11 protein-coding genes, 3 pseudogenes and 1 riboswitch are annotated in these 14,995 nt (G+C 73.4%); of the genes and pseudogenes, 10 read left to right on the plus strand and 4 right to left on the minus strand.

The genetic code is table 11. The annotated features are described in order from the left end of the window. Window positions 1-159 precede the first annotated feature (159 nt). From DRB96_RS01030 to DRB96_RS01050, 5 genes and pseudogenes are all read left to right on the plus strand, one after another. A pseudogene (locus DRB96_RS01030) lies at window positions 160-1,037 on the plus strand (sirohydrochlorin chelatase). Between the two features lie 66 nt (window positions 1,038-1,103). Beyond that, window positions 1,104-2,426: a deoxyguanosinetriphosphate triphosphohydrolase gene (locus DRB96_RS01035; RefSeq protein WP_112446331.1), complete on the plus strand. Its 1,323-nt coding sequence runs from the start codon at window positions 1,104-1,106 to the stop codon at window positions 2,424-2,426. A gap of 93 nt (window positions 2,427-2,519) precedes the next feature. After that, window positions 2,520-3,794 carry an FAD-dependent oxidoreductase gene (locus DRB96_RS01040; RefSeq protein ID WP_112446332.1) on the plus strand — a complete coding sequence of 425 codons (1,275 nt, stop codon included), beginning with the start codon at window positions 2,520-2,522 and terminating at the stop codon, window positions 3,792-3,794. Window positions 3,795-3,828: 34 nt separating this feature from the next. Further along, window positions 3,829-5,724: a DNA primase gene (gene dnaG / locus DRB96_RS01045; RefSeq protein WP_112446333.1), complete on the plus strand. Its 1,896-nt coding sequence runs from the start codon at window positions 3,829-3,831 to the stop codon at window positions 5,722-5,724. Window positions 5,725-5,808: 84 nt separating this feature from the next. After that, window positions 5,809-6,621 carry a hypothetical protein gene (locus tag DRB96_RS01050; protein WP_162689043.1) on the plus strand — a complete coding sequence of 271 codons (813 nt, stop codon included), beginning with the start codon at window positions 5,809-5,811 and terminating at the stop codon, window positions 6,619-6,621. 374 nt (window positions 6,622-6,995) lie between these two features. On the opposite strand, the gene DRB96_RS01055 is transcribed toward DRB96_RS01050, so the two are convergent. Together DRB96_RS01055 and DRB96_RS01060 are read right to left on the minus strand one after the other, a co-directional pair. Next, the gene (locus DRB96_RS01055) at window positions 6,996-8,006 is read right to left on the minus strand and encodes a quinone oxidoreductase (protein ID WP_112446335.1); all 1,011 of its coding nucleotides are present in this window, start codon (window positions 8,004-8,006) and stop codon (window positions 6,996-6,998) included. 54 nt (window positions 8,007-8,060) lie between these two features. Beyond that, window positions 8,061-8,501 carry a DUF4158 domain-containing protein gene (locus tag DRB96_RS01060; protein WP_239517698.1) on the minus strand — a complete coding sequence of 147 codons (441 nt, stop codon included), beginning with the start codon at window positions 8,499-8,501 and terminating at the stop codon, window positions 8,061-8,063. 177 nt (window positions 8,502-8,678) lie between these two features. On the opposite strand from DRB96_RS01060, the pseudogene DRB96_RS01065 reads away from it, so the two are divergent. Beyond that, window positions 8,679-9,234: pseudogene (locus tag DRB96_RS01065) on the plus strand (integrase core domain-containing protein); the annotation flags it as partial. 49 nt (window positions 9,235-9,283) lie between these two features. On the opposite strand, the gene DRB96_RS01070 reads toward DRB96_RS01065, so the two are convergent. Beyond that, window positions 9,284-9,796, minus strand: a complete 513-nt coding sequence (locus DRB96_RS01070) for a gamma-glutamylcyclotransferase family protein (protein ID WP_112446336.1) — start codon at window positions 9,794-9,796, stop codon at window positions 9,284-9,286. Window positions 9,797-9,981: 185 nt separating this feature from the next. Here DRB96_RS01070 and DRB96_RS01075 point away from each other — a divergent pair, with 185 nt between their 5' ends. After that, window positions 9,982-10,692: a hypothetical protein gene (locus DRB96_RS01075; RefSeq protein ID WP_204357603.1), complete on the plus strand. Its 711-nt coding sequence runs from the start codon at window positions 9,982-9,984 to the stop codon at window positions 10,690-10,692. Window positions 10,693-11,147: 455 nt separating this feature from the next. After that, window positions 11,148-11,858 (plus strand): annotated as a pseudogene (locus tag DRB96_RS44130) (HAMP domain-containing sensor histidine kinase); the annotation flags it as partial. Window positions 11,859-12,072: 214 nt separating this feature from the next. On the opposite strand, the gene DRB96_RS44135 reads toward DRB96_RS44130, so the two are convergent. Then, entirely contained in the window at window positions 12,073-13,356 is a 1,284-nt protein-coding gene (locus DRB96_RS44135; RefSeq protein ID WP_239515988.1) for an FAD-dependent oxidoreductase, read from the minus strand. A 127-nt stretch (window positions 13,357-13,483) separates the two neighbouring features. Next, window positions 13,484-13,596, plus strand: a riboswitch (TPP riboswitch). On the opposite strand from DRB96_RS44135, the gene thiO reads away from it, so the two are divergent. Both thiO and thiS read left to right on the plus strand, forming a co-directional pair. Continuing rightward, window positions 13,594-14,781, plus strand: coding sequence for a glycine oxidase ThiO (gene thiO, locus DRB96_RS01090; RefSeq protein ID WP_112446339.1), 1,188 nt, complete (start codon window positions 13,594-13,596; stop codon window positions 14,779-14,781). It overlaps the preceding riboswitch by 3 nt. After that, window positions 14,778-14,978, plus strand: a complete 201-nt coding sequence (gene thiS / locus DRB96_RS01095) for a sulfur carrier protein ThiS (protein ID WP_112446340.1) — start codon at window positions 14,778-14,780, stop codon at window positions 14,976-14,978. Before thiO ends, thiS begins: the two co-directional genes overlap by 4 nt. The last annotated feature ends 17 nt before the right edge of the window (window positions 14,979-14,995 follow it).

The raw sequence follows: 14,995 nt of genomic DNA on the forward strand, positions 1-14,995 counted from the left end.
GTGTACGGTCCCGGCGGTTTCCCCGGCGGTTTCCCCGGGGGCTCCCCCGCCGCGGGCGCGGGCGGCCACACCCCGCCGTCCACCCCCCTGTGAGCAGGTGGAAAACACCCGTCACCCCGGCGCAACGCGTCGGCAACCTGCGGCGCGCAGGATCGGTCCATGACGGAGCCGGCGCACCCTCCCGAGTCCCTGCCCCTCCCGCTTCCGCCCGCCACCACGGCGGAGTTGCTGCACCGGATCACCGCCCAGCTCGGCACCCAGCTGAGCGGTCTGCGCCCCCGACACCACGGAGTCCCCCCATGCAGCCCACCCTCGTCGCCGTGGCCCACGGCAGCCGCGACCCGCGCGCACCGCGCGCCGTCGAAGCCCTCCTCGAACGGGTCCGCGAGCTCCGTCCCCGCCTCGACGTCCGGCTCGGCCACATCGAGCTGAACCACCCCCTGCTGGACCGCGCCCTCGAACGGACCGCCGGGTCCGCCGTCCTGGTGCCGCTGCTGCTGGGGCGCGGCACCCACGTCAAGCGGGACCTGCCGGCCGCCGCCGCCCGCGCCGGACACCTGCGGACCGAGGTCGCCGCCCCGCTCGGACCGCACCCGCTGCTCGTCGAGGCGCTGTACGAGCGGCTGCTGGAGGCCGGCTGGAGCGCCGGTTCCGCGGTGGTGCTGGCCTGCGCCGGATCCCGCGACCCCGACTCCGCCGCCGACGCCCGGACCACCGCCGCGCTGCTCGGCGAACGGCTCGGCGGGGTGCCCGTCGTCCCGGCCTACGCCTCGGCCGCCGCGCCCAGCGTGCCCGACGCCGTGCGGGCGCTGGCCGCGCGGGGCCACCGGGTCGCGGTCGCCTCGTACTTCACCGCGCCCGGCCGCTTCGCCGCGCAGAGCGCCGCCGCCGCGCCGGGCCCGGCCGCGGCACCGCTCGGGGACCATCCGGCACTGGCCCGGCTGGTGCTGCAGCGCTACGACGAGGCCCTCCTCGCACGGCACGGCGGGCAGCACGGCGGGCAGCACGGGGAGCGGCTGGAACTGGCCACCGTCTGAGGGGCGTGTTGCTCGGATTGCTCGGATTGTCTCGTCTTGTCGGCAGGTCCGGTTACCGTTCTGGGCATGGAAGGCTTGGAAGGCACCACCGCGTCCGCTCGTCCGCCCTACGATCCCGCCGACACCGAGCGCTGGGCGACCGAGCCCGACAAACGGCCAGGCCGGACCGCGTTCCAGCGCGACCGCGCCCGCGTGCTGCACTCCGCCTCCCTGCGCCGGCTCGCCGGGAAGACCCAGGTCGTCACCCCCGGCACGCGTTCCTACGACTGGGACGCCAGCCCCCGCACCCGCCTGACCCACTCCCTGGAGTGCGCCCAGGTCGGCCGCGAGCTGGGCGCCGCGCTGGGCTGCGATCCCGATCTCGTCGAGGCGGCCTGCCTCTCGCACGACATGGGCCACCCGCCCTTCGGCCACAACGGCGAGGAGGCGCTCAACGAGTTCGCCAAGGACTGCGGCGGCTTCGAGGGCAACGCCCAGTCGCTGCGCCTGCTGACCCGGCTGGAGCCCAAGCGGTTCGTCCCCGATCCGGGGAGCGGCGAGCTGGTGAGCGTCGGCCTGAACCTGACCCGGGCCTGCCTGGACGCGGCCACCAAGTACCCCTGGGCGCGCGGGGACCACCCGACCGAACCGGACTCGGTGAAGTTCGGCGCGTACGAGGACGACCTGCCGGTCTTCGAGTGGCTGCGCCGCGGCGCGCCCGCCGACCGCAAGTGCTTCGAGGCGCAGGTCATGGACTGGTCGGACGACGTGGCGTACTCCGTCCACGACTTCGAGGACGGCCTGCACGCCGGCCACCTCGACCCGAACCTGCTGTTCGCCGAGCCGGAGCGCACCGCGATCTGGCGGGTCGCCATCGGCCGCTACGTGCCCTCCGACACCGAGCCGGAGGAACTGCGCGAGGCGCTGGACCGGTTGATGGGCGAGGAGTGGTGGCCGCACGGGTACGACGGCTCGGCCGTGGCCCAGGCCCGCCTGAAGGACGCCACCAGCCAGCTGATCGGCCGCTTCTGCCTGGCCGCCGAGGGGGCGACCCGACAGGCGTACGGAACCGGCCGGCTGACCCGGTACGCGGCGGAGCTGGTGGTTCCGCGCGAAGCGCGCAACGAGTGCGCCGTGCTGAAGGCGGTCGCCGACCTGTACGTGATGCAGCGCGACGAGCAGGAGCGCATCCGAGCCGATCAGCGCGTGGTCCTGGCCGAGCTCGCGGAGGCCCTGAGCGCCCGCGCGCCCGAGGGGCTGGACCCGCAGTTCCGGGCGATCTTCGACGCGGCGCCGGACGACCGGGCCCGCAAACGCGCGGTCGTCGACCAGATCGCGGCGCTCACGGACGCCTCCGCGCGCTCCCTGCACGCCCGCCTCACGCTGCGCACCCGACGCGCCGAAGGGTGAGCCGATCGGGCCACTCCCCCTTCACGGGGCACGCTCAGTGCGGGACGCTCGCATGTGGTCGCATGTGGCGGAGAGGTTATGAGGAGGCATCAGGTGGTCGACGCACACCGGACGTTCGTCATCGTCGGCGCAGGGCTCGCCGGAGCCAAGGCAGCCGAGACGCTGCGTTCCGAGGGGTTCACGGGGCGGGTGATCCTGATCGGCGACGAGCGCGAGCATCCCTACGAGAGGCCCCCGCTCTCCAAGGGCTACCTGTCGGGCAAGGAGGAGCGTGAGAGCGTCTTCGTCCACGAGCCGTCCTGGTACGCGGCCTCCGACATCGAGCTGCACCTCGGCCAGCCCGCGGTCCAGCTGGACCGGGAGGCCAAGAAGGTGGTCCTCGGCGACGGCACGGCGCTGCCCTACGACAAGCTGCTCCTGGCCACCGGAGCCGAGCCGCGCCGGCTCGACATCCCGGGCACCGGCCTGGTCGGGGTGCACCACCTGCGCCGGCTCGCGCACGCCGAGCGGCTGCGCGGGGCCCTCGCGGGCCTGGGCCGGGACAACGGGCACCTGCTGATCGCGGGCGCCGGCTGGATCGGCCTGGAGGTCGCCGCGGCGGCCCGGGGGTACGGGGCCGAGGTCACCGTGATCGAGCCGGAGGCGACCCCGCTGCACACGGTGCTGGGCCCGGAGGTCGGCCGGCTCTTCGCCGACCTGCACACCGAGCACGGGGTCCGCTTCCACTTCGGGGCCCGGCTGACCGAGATCGTCGGGCACGACGGCATGGTCCTGGCAGCCCGCACCGACGACGGCGAGGAGCACCCGGCGCACGCGGTCCTCGCGGCGATCGGGGCCTCGCCGCGGACCGCCCTGGCGGAGACCTCGGGCCTGGCCCTGGTGGACCGGGAGCACGGCGGCGGGATCGCCGTGGACGCCTCGCTGCGCACCTCCGACCCGGACGTCTTCGCGGTCGGCGACGTGGCGGCCGCGCACCACCCCGTGCTGGGGGCCCGGCTGCGGGTGGAGCACTGGGCGAACGCCCTCAACGGGGGCCCGGCCGCCGCGCGGGCGATGCTGGGGCAGGAGGTCTCGTACGACCGGGTGCCGTACTTCTTCTCCGACCAGTACGACGTGGGCCTGGAGTACTCGGGGTACGCCCCGGCGGGCGGCTACGACCAGGTGCTCATCCGCGGCGACGTGGGCAAGCGGGAGTTCATCGCCTTCTGGCTCTCGGACGGCCGGGTCCTGGCCGGGATGAACGTGAACGTGTGGGACGTCACCGAGCACATCCAGGCCCTGATCAGGTCAAAGGCGCCCGTGGACCGCGAGAAACTGGCGGATCCATCGATTCCGCTTTCGGCCCTGGTACCGGCGGAGGGGGCCTGACGGGATTGTCGGTGACCGGCCGTAGACTTCAGGCGTGGCAGGACGGATCAACGAAGACGACGTGAAGGCGGTACGGGACGCGGTCCCGATCGACGCCGTGGTCTCGGAGTACCTCCAGCTGCGCAACGCCGGCGGCGGCAACCTCAAGGGCCTCTGCCCCTTCCACGACGAGAAGTCCCCGTCCTTCCAGGTCAGCCCCAGCAAGGGCTTCTACCACTGCTTCGGCTGCCAGGCGGGCGGGGACACCCTCGACTTCATCATGAAGATCGACCACCTCTCCTTCTCGGAGGCGGTCGAGCGCCTGGCCGGCACGGCCGGCATCACCCTGCGGTACGAGGAGGGCGGCTACACCGCCGGCAGCAGCGGACGCGGCGAGCGCATCCGGCTGGTCGAGGCGCACAAGGCGGCCGCCCTCTTCTACATGGACCAGCTCGACAGCGCCGAAGCGGAGATCGGCCGCAAGTTCCTGGCCGAGCGCGGCTTCGACCAGGCCGCCGCCGCGCACTTCAGCGTCGGCTACAGCCCGGCCGGCTGGGACCACCTGACCCGCTTCCTGCGCGGCAAGGGCTTCAGCGACAAGGAACTGATCACCTCGGGCCTGGCCCAGGACAGCCGCAGCGGAAAGCCCATCGACCGCTTCCGCGGCCGCCTCATGTGGCCCATCCGCGACATCAGCGGCGAGGTCGTCGGCTTCGGCGCGCGCAAGCTGCGCGACGACGACAACGGCCCCAAGTACCTGAACACGCCCGAGACCTCGATCTACAAGAAGTCCCAGGTGCTGTACGGCATCGACCTGGCCAAGAAGGAGATCGCCAAGACCTCCCGGGCCGTCGTCGTCGAGGGCTACACCGATGTGATGGCCTGCCACCTGGCCGGGGTCACCACCGCGATCGCCACCTGTGGCACCGCCTTCGGCGGCGACCACATCAAGATCCTGCGCCGCCTGCTCATGGACAACGCGACCGCCGAGGTGATCTTCACCTTCGACGGCGACTCGGCCGGGCAGAAGGCCGCACTGCGCGCCTTCGAGGACGACCAGAAGTTCGCCGCCGAGACCTCCATCACCATCGCCCCGGACGGCATGGACCCCTGCGACCTGCGCCTGGCCCAGGGCGACGCGGCCGTGTCCGGACTGGTCGAGGCCCGCACGCCGCTGTTCGAGTTCGCGCTGCGGCACATCGTCTCCCGGCACAACCTGGAGAATCCGGCGGGGCGGGCGGCCGCGCTGGAAGAAGCCGCCCCGATCATCAAGAAGATCAAGAACATCGGGATCCAGCACGAGTCCGCGGTCCAGCTCGCCGGCATGCTCGGCATGCGCGACGAGCAGTTCGTGGTCAAGCGGATCGCCCAGCTGGACCGCTGGTCCCGGGACCGGGGGAACCAGCCCCAGCAGCAGCGCCGGGGCCACTCCTACGAGGACATCGCCGCGCCGGCCGCCACGCCCTCGGGCCCCGCGCTGAACCTGCGCAGCCCCTCCCACATCACCGAGCGCGAGCTGCTCAAGCTGGCGCTGCAGCGCCCGGCGCTGGTCTCCCCCGCCTTCGACGCGTACGGGATGGACGAGTTCACCGCCCCGCCCTACGCGGCCGTCCGCCAGGCCATCCAGGACGCCGGCGGCGCCTCCCTGGGCACCGAGGACTATGTGATCCGGGTCCGGGAGGCCGCGCCGAACGACACCGTCCGCGCACTGGTCACCGAGCTCGTCGTCGAGGCCATCCACGCGAAGACGGTCGACGAGGTCTACGCCGGGGTCCAGCTGGTCCAGGTCCGGCTCCGCGCGGTCGACCGCCGGGTGCACGAGATCCAGGGCACGATGGCCCGCCTCGGCCCGCAGGCCCCGCCGGAGCAGCTGGCGGCGGTCCAGGAGGAGCTGTGGGTCCTCCAGCAGTACGGGCGGCGCCTGCGCAACCGGGGCGCGGAAGGCCTGTAGTACGGGGCCCAGCGGTACGGGGCCTTCGCACAAGGCCCCGGAACGGCGTCGCGGCGACAGCGGCCCTGCCCCTATGCTCCGCCGGTGACCACAGTGAACACGGCGCTCGCCGAGATCCTCGAACGCCCCGACCAGGGGACGGCCGACTCCGGCGACGGGCCTCTCATCGCGGCCCTCCTCGACGGCGGAGTCTTCGTACCGGTGGACGCCAAGGGCTCCGTGGTGTTCCTCGCGGAGGACGAAGGACCGGGCCTCCCCGGGTACGTCAGCGCGGAATGCCTCGCCGAGGACCTCCCCGAGGCGGCGGGCGCCGTCCACTGCGACGCCATGCGGCTGCACGACATCCTGCGGCAGACGAAGGCCGTGAAGATGATCGTCTCCTCCCCGGCCGGATGGGCCAAGATCCCCTCCGACATGCTGCTCGACGCCCTCCGGCAGGGGACCCGCCTGACGGAGGGGCGGTCGGTCATGCTCGGCTGGTCGACCCGCCCCCTGGCCCTGGCCCTGCGGGACGCACTGCGGGCGCGGCTGCTGGACTTCCCCGGGATCGAGACCGTGTGGATCGCGGACGCCTGCTGGGAGCACTCCGGCGTGGAACAGCTGCTGGTGCACCTGGCCGTCGGTGCGGACGCCCCGCCCGAGGCCGCCTCGCGGCTGATGGAGGCGGTGATGTCCGAGGACGTCACCGTCGGCGACGGCGACCCCGCCGTGGCCTCGATCGTCCTCGATCCCGTCGCGCAGGCCGACCAGGTCCGCCACCTCGACTCCCTGGGCCTGGACACCCTGCGCGCGGACCACGCGCGGCGGCGCGTCGAGGTCGTCTCCCGCGAGTTCGACGCCGCCCCGCCGGCCCCCGCGCCCGAGCCCCGTCCCCGGCGCTGGTGGCGGCGGCCCTGACTCGCCTAGTGCTGTGGCCGGGAAGGTTTGCCGGGTCGCGGTGTCCGGTGCGGTGCCTCGCAAGGCGGAGGGCCGCCGCTTGTACTGGACGTACTTCGGTGGTCCGACAACGCGGCGAGGTGCCGTGCCGGGCGGCGCGACCCGGTGGACCTTTCCGGTCACAGCACTAGGTGTTCCGTCCCGGGAGGTTGTGGACGGGTGAGCCAGGTCTCGGCTGAGGGATCTTGAAGGGGTGTGACCCGGATACGTCAGAAACCCGCCAGAACTTGATCTTGGCCTGCTGAGTGCCTGACGGTGTCGGGGATCTTGGCGATGACGGTCGGCCATGCCCTCGACATCTCAGTCTCCAAGATCCCCGACCTCGTCACCCGCGATCAGCTCTGCGTCTCCTCGCGGCGTCCAATAGCGGCCGCATCGGGTACGACGAGCAGCTTGCCGGTGGTACGCCGAGCCTCCAGATCGCTGTGGGCCTGGGCGGCCTCGGACAATGCGTAGCGGCCCGTTACGGTGACCTCAAGCGCCTTGGAGCGCACCCACTCGAACACATCGGCGGCCCGTCGGAGCAGTTCGGACCGATCGGCGATGAAGTCCCCGAGGCTGGGCCGGATCAGGGTCAGCGAACCGCCGTGGGCGAGCCGAATCGGATCAAACGGCGGCACGGCACCACTTGCCGCGCCGAAGAGCACGAGATGGCCGCGGGTTCGCAGGCTGGCGAGGCTCGCATCGAAGGTGTGCGCGCCGACGCCGTCGAAGACAACCGGCAGTCCCTGACCGCCGTTGAGCCGCCTCACTTCGGCTGCGAGATCGTCGACTGCGGAGGAAAGGATCACCTCAGCGGCCCCGGCACGCTTCGCCAGCTCGGCCTTCGCCGTGGTCGACGTCGTGCCGATCACCCTGCCGCCGAGATGGGTGATGAGCTGGGTCAAAAGCAGCCCCATGCCACCAGCAGCCGCATGCACGAGCACCGTGTCGCCCCCCTGAACCGGGTAGGCGTCCTTGACGAGATAGTGCGCGGTCATGCCTTGGAGGAGCACGGCGGCGGCTGTCTCGAAGCCGATATCGTCGGGCAGCGGCACCAGCCGGGAGGAGTCCACGACGGCCCGCTCGGCATACGTGCCGGGAATCTCCACCCAACCGACCCGGTCCCCGACTGCGACGTCAGCGACGCCGGGTCCAACTTCGACGACCGTGCCGGCGCCCTCAGCGCCCGGGGTGAAGGGCAGCGGGAGGCTGTACCGGCCTTCGCGGTGGTAGACGTCGAGGAAGTTGACCCCGGATGCGGCGACCTCCACGACCGCCTCGCCCGGACCCGGCCGCGGCTGGTCCACCTCGGCCTCCTGCAGCACCTCGGGACCGCCCACTTCGTACACCTGAATCGCTCGCATGGCCCTCCAATAACGGCTCATCCCCCACCAACCCCGTTGATGGCGATTAACGGCTCATCCCCCACCAACCCCGTTGAGGGCGATCCGATTCCCGGCAAGCGGACCAGCCCGCCGCCCCCGCCGAGAGCTGAGACGCCTGCTTTGCACCCGGGTCTGGGACAGGAGACCGAGGCCGTCAAGGGTCGACGAATGCACCACCGGCCGCTTCCGCACCGCCGTACGGCCACCCACCCGCACCGGCGTAGCCTCCGGCAGCTCCACCGCGCGGCGCACGAAATCGACCACCGCCTCCGGATACTCCTCCGGCCTCGGGAACCGGCCCATCCGCTGGTACGACTTCAACGCCAGCAGCAGGGCCAGCTGATCTCCATCCGCGTCCATCCGCTCCGCCGCCCACGCCGCCTCCTCCCGCGTCGGCGCGAAGAACAGATGCAGCTCATGCGTACTGACCAGCCGCTTGAAACGCGGATACGCAGTCCGCTCGATCGAAGTCATCCCCACGCCCCGCAAGATCCGGCAGCCAACGACGTTCCAGGCACCCGCGCCGCATCGTGCCGCCCGAGGTCATGCCGCGAGGCAGAAGGCCCGTAGCCACGACAGCCCAACGCATGACGTGGTAAACCACCGGCTCAACCCAAGATCAAGTTCTGGCGGGTTTCTGCCGTACCGACCCGGACCGAACACCGGATCATCAAGGTCCGCCTCCTGCGCCGCTGGGGACCGGCCCGGCGGACACAAGGTCCGGGGTCGGCAAGCGGGCCGCAAGACCCGCAGGAACGCTGGCTACAGCTACCTGCACACCGCCGTCGACGACCACTCCCGCCTCGCCTACAGCGAGATCCACGCGGACGAGAAGAAGGAGACCGCCACCGCCTTCTGGCAACGGCCCCACGCCTTCTTCACCGGCGCTGGGATCACCGTCGAACGGGTTCTGACCGACAACGGCTCCTGCTACCGCTCACGCGACTGGCGCGACAGCCTGGCGGCGGCCGGGATCACCCACAAACGAACCCGGCCCTACCGGCCCCAGACCAACGGCAAGGTCGAACGCTTCAACCGCACCCTGCTCGACGAATGGGCCTACGCCCGCCCCTACCGGTCAGACATCGAACGCCGCGAAGCGTTCCCCGGCTGGCTCCACTCCTACAATCACCACCGCGGACACACCGCACTCGCAGGCAAACCACCCGCGAGCCGCGTCCCCAACCTAACGAGGCAACACACCTAGGGCGTCTCTTTCGGATCTTGCCGGGCCGACAAGATCCAAAAGAGACGGCCTAGCGGCGCAGCCAGTCGCCGCCGGGGATCTGCCTGCCGGAGCGGGCGAGGCGGCGGGCCAGTGGGGTCGCCGCCAGGTAGACCCAGGCACGGACCGGGGTGCCGTCGGGGAGCAGGGCCTCGCGGGCGGTGCGGTCGTAGATGTTGCCGGGGCTGCCGGGGCCCTCGTACTCCTCCAGCAGATCGAGCGCGACGAGGAGTTCCCCGTAGGCGCCCGGGGCCGGGGTGATCAGCTCCCCGGCCACGGCGGAGCCCGGGCGGTCGACGGCGTAGGGGTATCCGGGGCCCTCGTACAGCGCCGCGTCCGGCAGGCGGGCGGGCTCCTCGGCGGCCGTGCGGCCGCGCAGGAACAGGTCGTGGTTGACCTCGCCCGGCCGCAAGGTCCCGTAGACGAAGAAGGGCAGCTCCGGCAGTTCCTCCGCCGCGCGGATCCCGGCGCGGGTCCCGGCACGGAGCTCCCCCGGGGGAATCGTTCCTTCGCCGTGGCCTTCCGGCCGATCGGCCGATGTCATGCGGCCCTCCCTCGACTCACAGTGGGCTGTCCCGCGGCTCCCGGCCGGCCGACGCCGGGGCGAAGGTCCCGAGTTCGGCGGCGCGGGCCCCCGTACGCACCGCTGTTACACAACCTCCCGACGCCCGTGACCGACGCCGTCTACCGTCAGTCTGCCTCCTCCCCCCACCCCACGGTTCCGCCCCCATGAATCGACTGACCCGCCGCAGCCTCGCCGCCGTCCTGCTCTGCACCGGCCTCGGCGGCTGCGCCGCCCCCGGCGGCCTCGGCCACGGCGAGCCCGCGCCGCCCGTCTCGGCCCAGCCCCGGCCCACACCGCTGTGGCCGTTGTGGGCCGACGACTCCGCGACCGCGGGCGGCACCGCGGTGGCCAGCCGGATGCCGCCGCCGGAGCCGCTCACGACCGGCCCCACCGTGGGGCCGGAGGGGGTCGAGAAGGTCGACGTGCTGGCCGTCCTCGGCGCGGACAGGACGATGAAGGCGTTCGGCCGCGCCGGGAAGATCGACGGTCCCGGCCGCGCCGGGGTCCGGCCGCCGGCGTTCGCGGACCTGACCGGTGACGGGAAGCGCGAGCTGATCATCGCCGCCGACAGCGCCACCGGGCGCTCGGCCCTGAGCGTCTACACCGTGGCCGGCGGAAAGCTCGTGCCGATCCTGTTCACCACCGGCCGCCGGATGAGCCCCGAGATCGTCGGCAGCGACCTGCTGGTCCGCACCGCCGACGACGACGGTTCCGCGCACGCCGTCCGCTACCACTGGGACGGCCGGCGGATGACCGTGCTCAGCGACGAGCGGCAGTTCGGCGACAGCATCTCCGGCGCCCGCCCCGGACCGTGCCCGGCCCCGCTGCCCTCGGGATCCGATTCCCCGGTCCGAAAGGGCCAGGGCGCCCGGTGAAGGGCGCCGTGTTCAGCTGCCGCCGCCTCCTGCACGCCCTGGGCCTGCGCTGGAAGATCTCCGTCCTGCTCGCCGTCGGCTGCTCGCTCGTCGCCCTCACCATCGGCGTGCTGATCCACGAGGCCCGCGCCCGCCAGGTGGCCGACGCGGCCCGGCACAGCGCCGTCGCCCAACTCGTCCGCGTGCGGCAGGTGTACGAGCTCACGGGCCGGCTGGACTTCGACAAGGTCGGCGAGGCCGACGCCCGCATCGACTGCCCCAGCCTGCCGGAGTCCCTGCGCAAGGCCGCCCTCGCCGGCCGGCGCACCACCTACCTCGATCTGGACGGGCCCCGCCCCGCGGTGTGGGCCGCCCGGCCGGTCGGCGGCGACCAAGTGCTCTCCGTACGCCAGTCGCTGGCCGCCGACCAGAAGGAACTGCAGGACCTCGACCACCAGTTGATCGCCTTCGGGGTGGTGGTCGTCAGCCTCGCGGCGATCGGCGGGGCGGCGCTGGCCAGCCGGCTGAGCAAGGACCTGCGGTCGGCGGCCGAGACGGCCCGGCGGATCAGCGCGGGCGAGCTGGACGCGCGGATCGGCCCGTCGAGCGTGCCGGGGACGCGCAACGAGGTGACCGAGCTGTCCGCGGCGGTCGACACCATGGCGGCGAGCCTGCAGCGGCGGCTGGTGGCGGAGCAGCGGTTCACGGCCGACGTGGCGCACGAGCTGCGGACCCCGCTGACCGGGCTGCACACCGCCGCCGAACTGCTGCCGCCGGGCCGGCCCACGGAGCTGGTGCGCGACCGGGTCTCGGCCCTGCGCACCCTGACCGAGGACCTCCTGGAAGTGGCCCGGCTGGACGCGGACCGGGAGGTGGCGCAGCTGGACACGCACCGGCTGGGCCCGCTGGTGGAGTCGATCACCCGGTGTTCGGGGGTCGGGGCCCTGGTGCTGGGCGCGGACGGCCCGGGGTGCGTGCGCACGGACGCGCGGCGCCTGGAACGCATCCTGACGAACCTGCTGGTCAACGCCCGCAGGCACGGCGGGGCCCCGATCACCGTGACGGTGGCCGGGAACACCGTCACGGTCCGCGACGAGGGCCCGGGCTTCCCGGAGCCGCTGCTGCGCGACGGCCCGCAGCGGTTCCTGACCGGCGCGACGGAACGCGGCCAGGGCACGGGCCTCGGCCTGACCATCGCCCTGGGCCAGGCCCGGCCCCTCGGGCCGACCGATTTCCGGGGCGTGGAACTGGGGATCGTCAACATCGCCACCACCTCGGACGGGAAGATCCACGCCGGACACAGGCTGAACCGATACCGCAAGTGTCAGCTTGCCCTGCGGGCCAAGCTCCAGAAGAAGGGCACGAAGTCCGCCAAGCGCGCACCCCGCCCGCCCGTTTCCGCTACGGCTGGAGCACCGTCGACTTCAGCGCGACCGCCGGGTCGGCGACCTTCGCCGGGTCCACCCGCGCGCCCGACTCGACGAGGCGGCGGCCCTGGGCCAGGTCGCGGGGGCGGCCCACCGCGAGGACGGCGACCAGCCGGCCCTCGCGCAGCCAGCACACGGACCAGGTGGCGGCGGCCGGGTCGCCGCGCCACAGCAGCGTGTCCGCGGCGCCGTGGTGGCCGGCGTACTGCACGAACCGGCCGAACTGCTCGGACCAGAAGTACGGCACCGGGTCGTAGCTCTGCTCGCCGGCCGGCGGCTCGGCCGGGTCCGCACCGGCCGGGTCCGCACCGGCGGGGGCCGCGGCCATGATGTTCGCCGCCACCGCCCGCGGCCCCTGCAGCGCGTTGTCCCAGTGGTGCACGAGCAGCCGCTCCCCGTACCGCCCGGAGGGGAACGACGCGCAGTCCCCCACGGCGTACACCCCGGGCACCGAGGTGCGCAGGTGCTCGTCGGCGACGACCGCCCCGTCCGGGCCCAGCTCGACCCCCGAACCCGCCAGCCAGTCCGTCGCGGGCCGGGCGCCGATGCCCACCACGACCGCGCCGGCCGGCAGTTCCCGCCCGTCCGCCAGCAGCACGCGGCCCGCCTCGACGGAGGCCACCCGCGCGCCCGTCAGCAGCGCGGCGCCCGCCTCGGCGTACCAGCGGCCCATCGGCTCGGCGACCTCCGCCGGCAGCGCGCCCGCCAGGACCCGCTCGGCCGCCTCGACCACGGTCACCTCGCAGCCGGCCTCGCGGGCGGCCGTGGCGAACTCCGCGCCGATCCAGCCCGCGCCGACCACCACCACGGCGGAACCCGCCGCGAGCACGGGCCGCAGCCTGGCCGCGTCGTCCAGGGTGCGCAGCAGGTGCACGCCCGGGACGCCCTCCGCTCCGGGCAGGGTCAGCGGCCGCGCGCCCGTCGCCAGTACGAGGGCCCCGTACGGGACCGGGCCCGCGCCGGTGTCCACCTCGTGCGCGGCGGCCCGCAGGCCGGTGACCTCGACGCCGAGGCGCAGCTCGATGTCCAGCCCTTCGAAGTCGACGTCGAAGGCCGAGTCCTCGGCCTTGCCGAGGAGCACCGCCTTGGACAGCGGCGGCCGGTCGTAGGGCTGGTGGGGTTCGGCGCCCAGCAGGGTGACGGGGCCGGTCCAGCCCTGTTCCCGGAGGGCGACCGCGGTCTGGACGCCGGCCATGCCGGCGCCTACGACGACGACGCCGCGTCGCACGTGTTCCGTCTGTTGCGTCTGCTCGCTCACACGGCCCAGCCTAATCATCTGACGGTCCGTCAGGAATAGGGGGCGGGGACCGGGTGCGGACGGACCGCCCGCCCCGGCAGCGGGGAGGCAGCCTTACCCGCCGTCGGGCTCGGCGTTACTCTGGCACCGAACCTATCGCGGGAGTCCGGGCGCACCGGGCTGAGAGGGAGGCTGGCCGGCCTCCGACCGTACGAACCTGATCCGGGTCATGCCGGCGAAGGGAGGGGCTGGACGCCCATGCATTCATCCAGGAAGAGCCGGAGTCCCGGCTACGACGTCCTCGTCATCGGGGGCGGCATCATCGGCCTGGTCACCGCCTGGCGGGCGGCCCGGAGCGGGCTGCGCACCGCACTGGCCGATCCGGCGCCCGGCGGCGGCGCCGCCCGGGTCGCGGCGGGCATGCTCGCCGCCGTCACCGAGCTGCACTACGGCGAGGAGACGCTGCTCGGGCTGAACGTGGCCTCCGCCGCGCGCTACCCGGATTTCGCCGCCGAACTCGCCGAGGCCAGCGGCGGCATGGACATCGGCTACCGGGCCTGCGGCACCCTCGCCGTGGCCCTCGACGCCGACGACCGCCTCCACCTGCGCGAACTGCACGCCCTCCAGCGCCGCTGCGGCCTGGAGTCGCAGTGGCTGACCGGCCGGGAGTGCCGCCGCCTGGAGCCGATGCTGGCCCCGGGCGTACGCGGCGGCCTGCGCGTGGACGGCGACCACCAGGTCGACCCGCGCCGCCTCGCGGCCGCGCTGCTGGCCGCGTGCGAGCGGGCCGGGGTCGCGATCCACCGGGCGAACGCGGCACGGCTGCTGACCGCCGCCGACCGGGCCTCGGGCGCGGTCCTCGACGACGCCGGAGCCACGGAGCTGCTCGCCGACCAGGTGGTGCTGGCCGCGGGCTCGCTCAGCGGGCGCCTGGACGGCGTACCGCCCGAGGTCGTGGCGCCCGTACGGCCGGTGAAGGGCCAGGTGCTGCGGCTCGCGGTACCGCCGGCGTACGCGCCGTTCCTGTCCCGGACGGTACGGGCCGTCGTGCGCGGCAGCCACGTCTACCTGGTGCCGCGCGAGAACGGCGAGCTCGTCGTCGGCGCCACCAGCGAGGAGCTCGGCTGGGACACCACCGTCACCGCGGGCGGGGTCTACGAGCTGCTGCGCGACGCCCACGAGCTGGTCCCCGGCATCACCGAGCTCCCGCTGGTGGAGACCCGGGCGGGGCTGCGGCCCGGCTCGCCGGACAACGCCCCGCTGCTCGGCCCGACCGAGCTGCCGGGCCTGCACCTGGCCACCGGGCACTACCGCAACGGGGTCCTGCTGACCCCGCTGACCGGGGACGTCATGGCGGAACTGCTGACCACCGGCGAACTCCCCGAGATCGCCCGCCCCTTCACCCCCCGTCGTTTCGCCCGCACGCGGCAGGAGTCGTACGCATGACCATTTCCGTCAACGGCGAGCAGCGCGAGATCGCGGCCGGAACCACCCTCGGAGCGGTGGTCGCCACCCTGACCCAGGCCACGAAGGGGGTCGCGGCGGCCCTGAACGAGACCGTGGTGCCGCGCGGCCAGTGGTCCCTCACCTCGGTGCGCGACGGCGACCGCGTCGAGGTCCTCACCGCGGTCCAGGGAGGCTGAGCCCGATGGCCTACCTG

The sequence above is a fragment of the Streptomyces sp. ICC1 genome, from assembly GCF_003287935.1.
In the GTDB taxonomy this organism is placed as follows: domain Bacteria; phylum Actinomycetota; class Actinomycetes; order Streptomycetales; family Streptomycetaceae; genus Streptomyces; species Streptomyces tritrimontium.

Excerpts from the sequence above, each read along its gene's own strand:
- thiS (WP_112446340.1), top strand. The coding sequence starts at position 14,778 with ATGACCATTTCCGTCAACGGCGAGCAGCGCGAGATCGCGGCCGGAACC.
- DRB96_RS01055 (WP_112446335.1), bottom strand. The coding sequence starts at position 8,006 with ATGCGAGCGATTCAGGTGTACGAAGTGGGCGGTCCCGAGGTGCTGCAG.
- thiO (WP_112446339.1), top strand. The coding sequence starts at position 13,594 with ATGCATTCATCCAGGAAGAGCCGGAGTCCCGGCTACGACGTCCTCGTC.
- DRB96_RS01070 (WP_112446336.1), bottom strand. The coding sequence starts at position 9,796 with ATGACATCGGCCGATCGGCCGGAAGGCCACGGCGAAGGAACGATTCCC.
- DRB96_RS01035 (WP_112446331.1), top strand. The coding sequence starts at position 1,104 with ATGGAAGGCTTGGAAGGCACCACCGCGTCCGCTCGTCCGCCCTACGAT.
- DRB96_RS01060 (WP_239517698.1), bottom strand. The coding sequence starts at position 8,501 with ATGACTTCGATCGAGCGGACTGCGTATCCGCGTTTCAAGCGGCTGGTC.
- DRB96_RS01075 (WP_204357603.1), top strand. The coding sequence starts at position 9,982 with ATGAATCGACTGACCCGCCGCAGCCTCGCCGCCGTCCTGCTCTGCACC.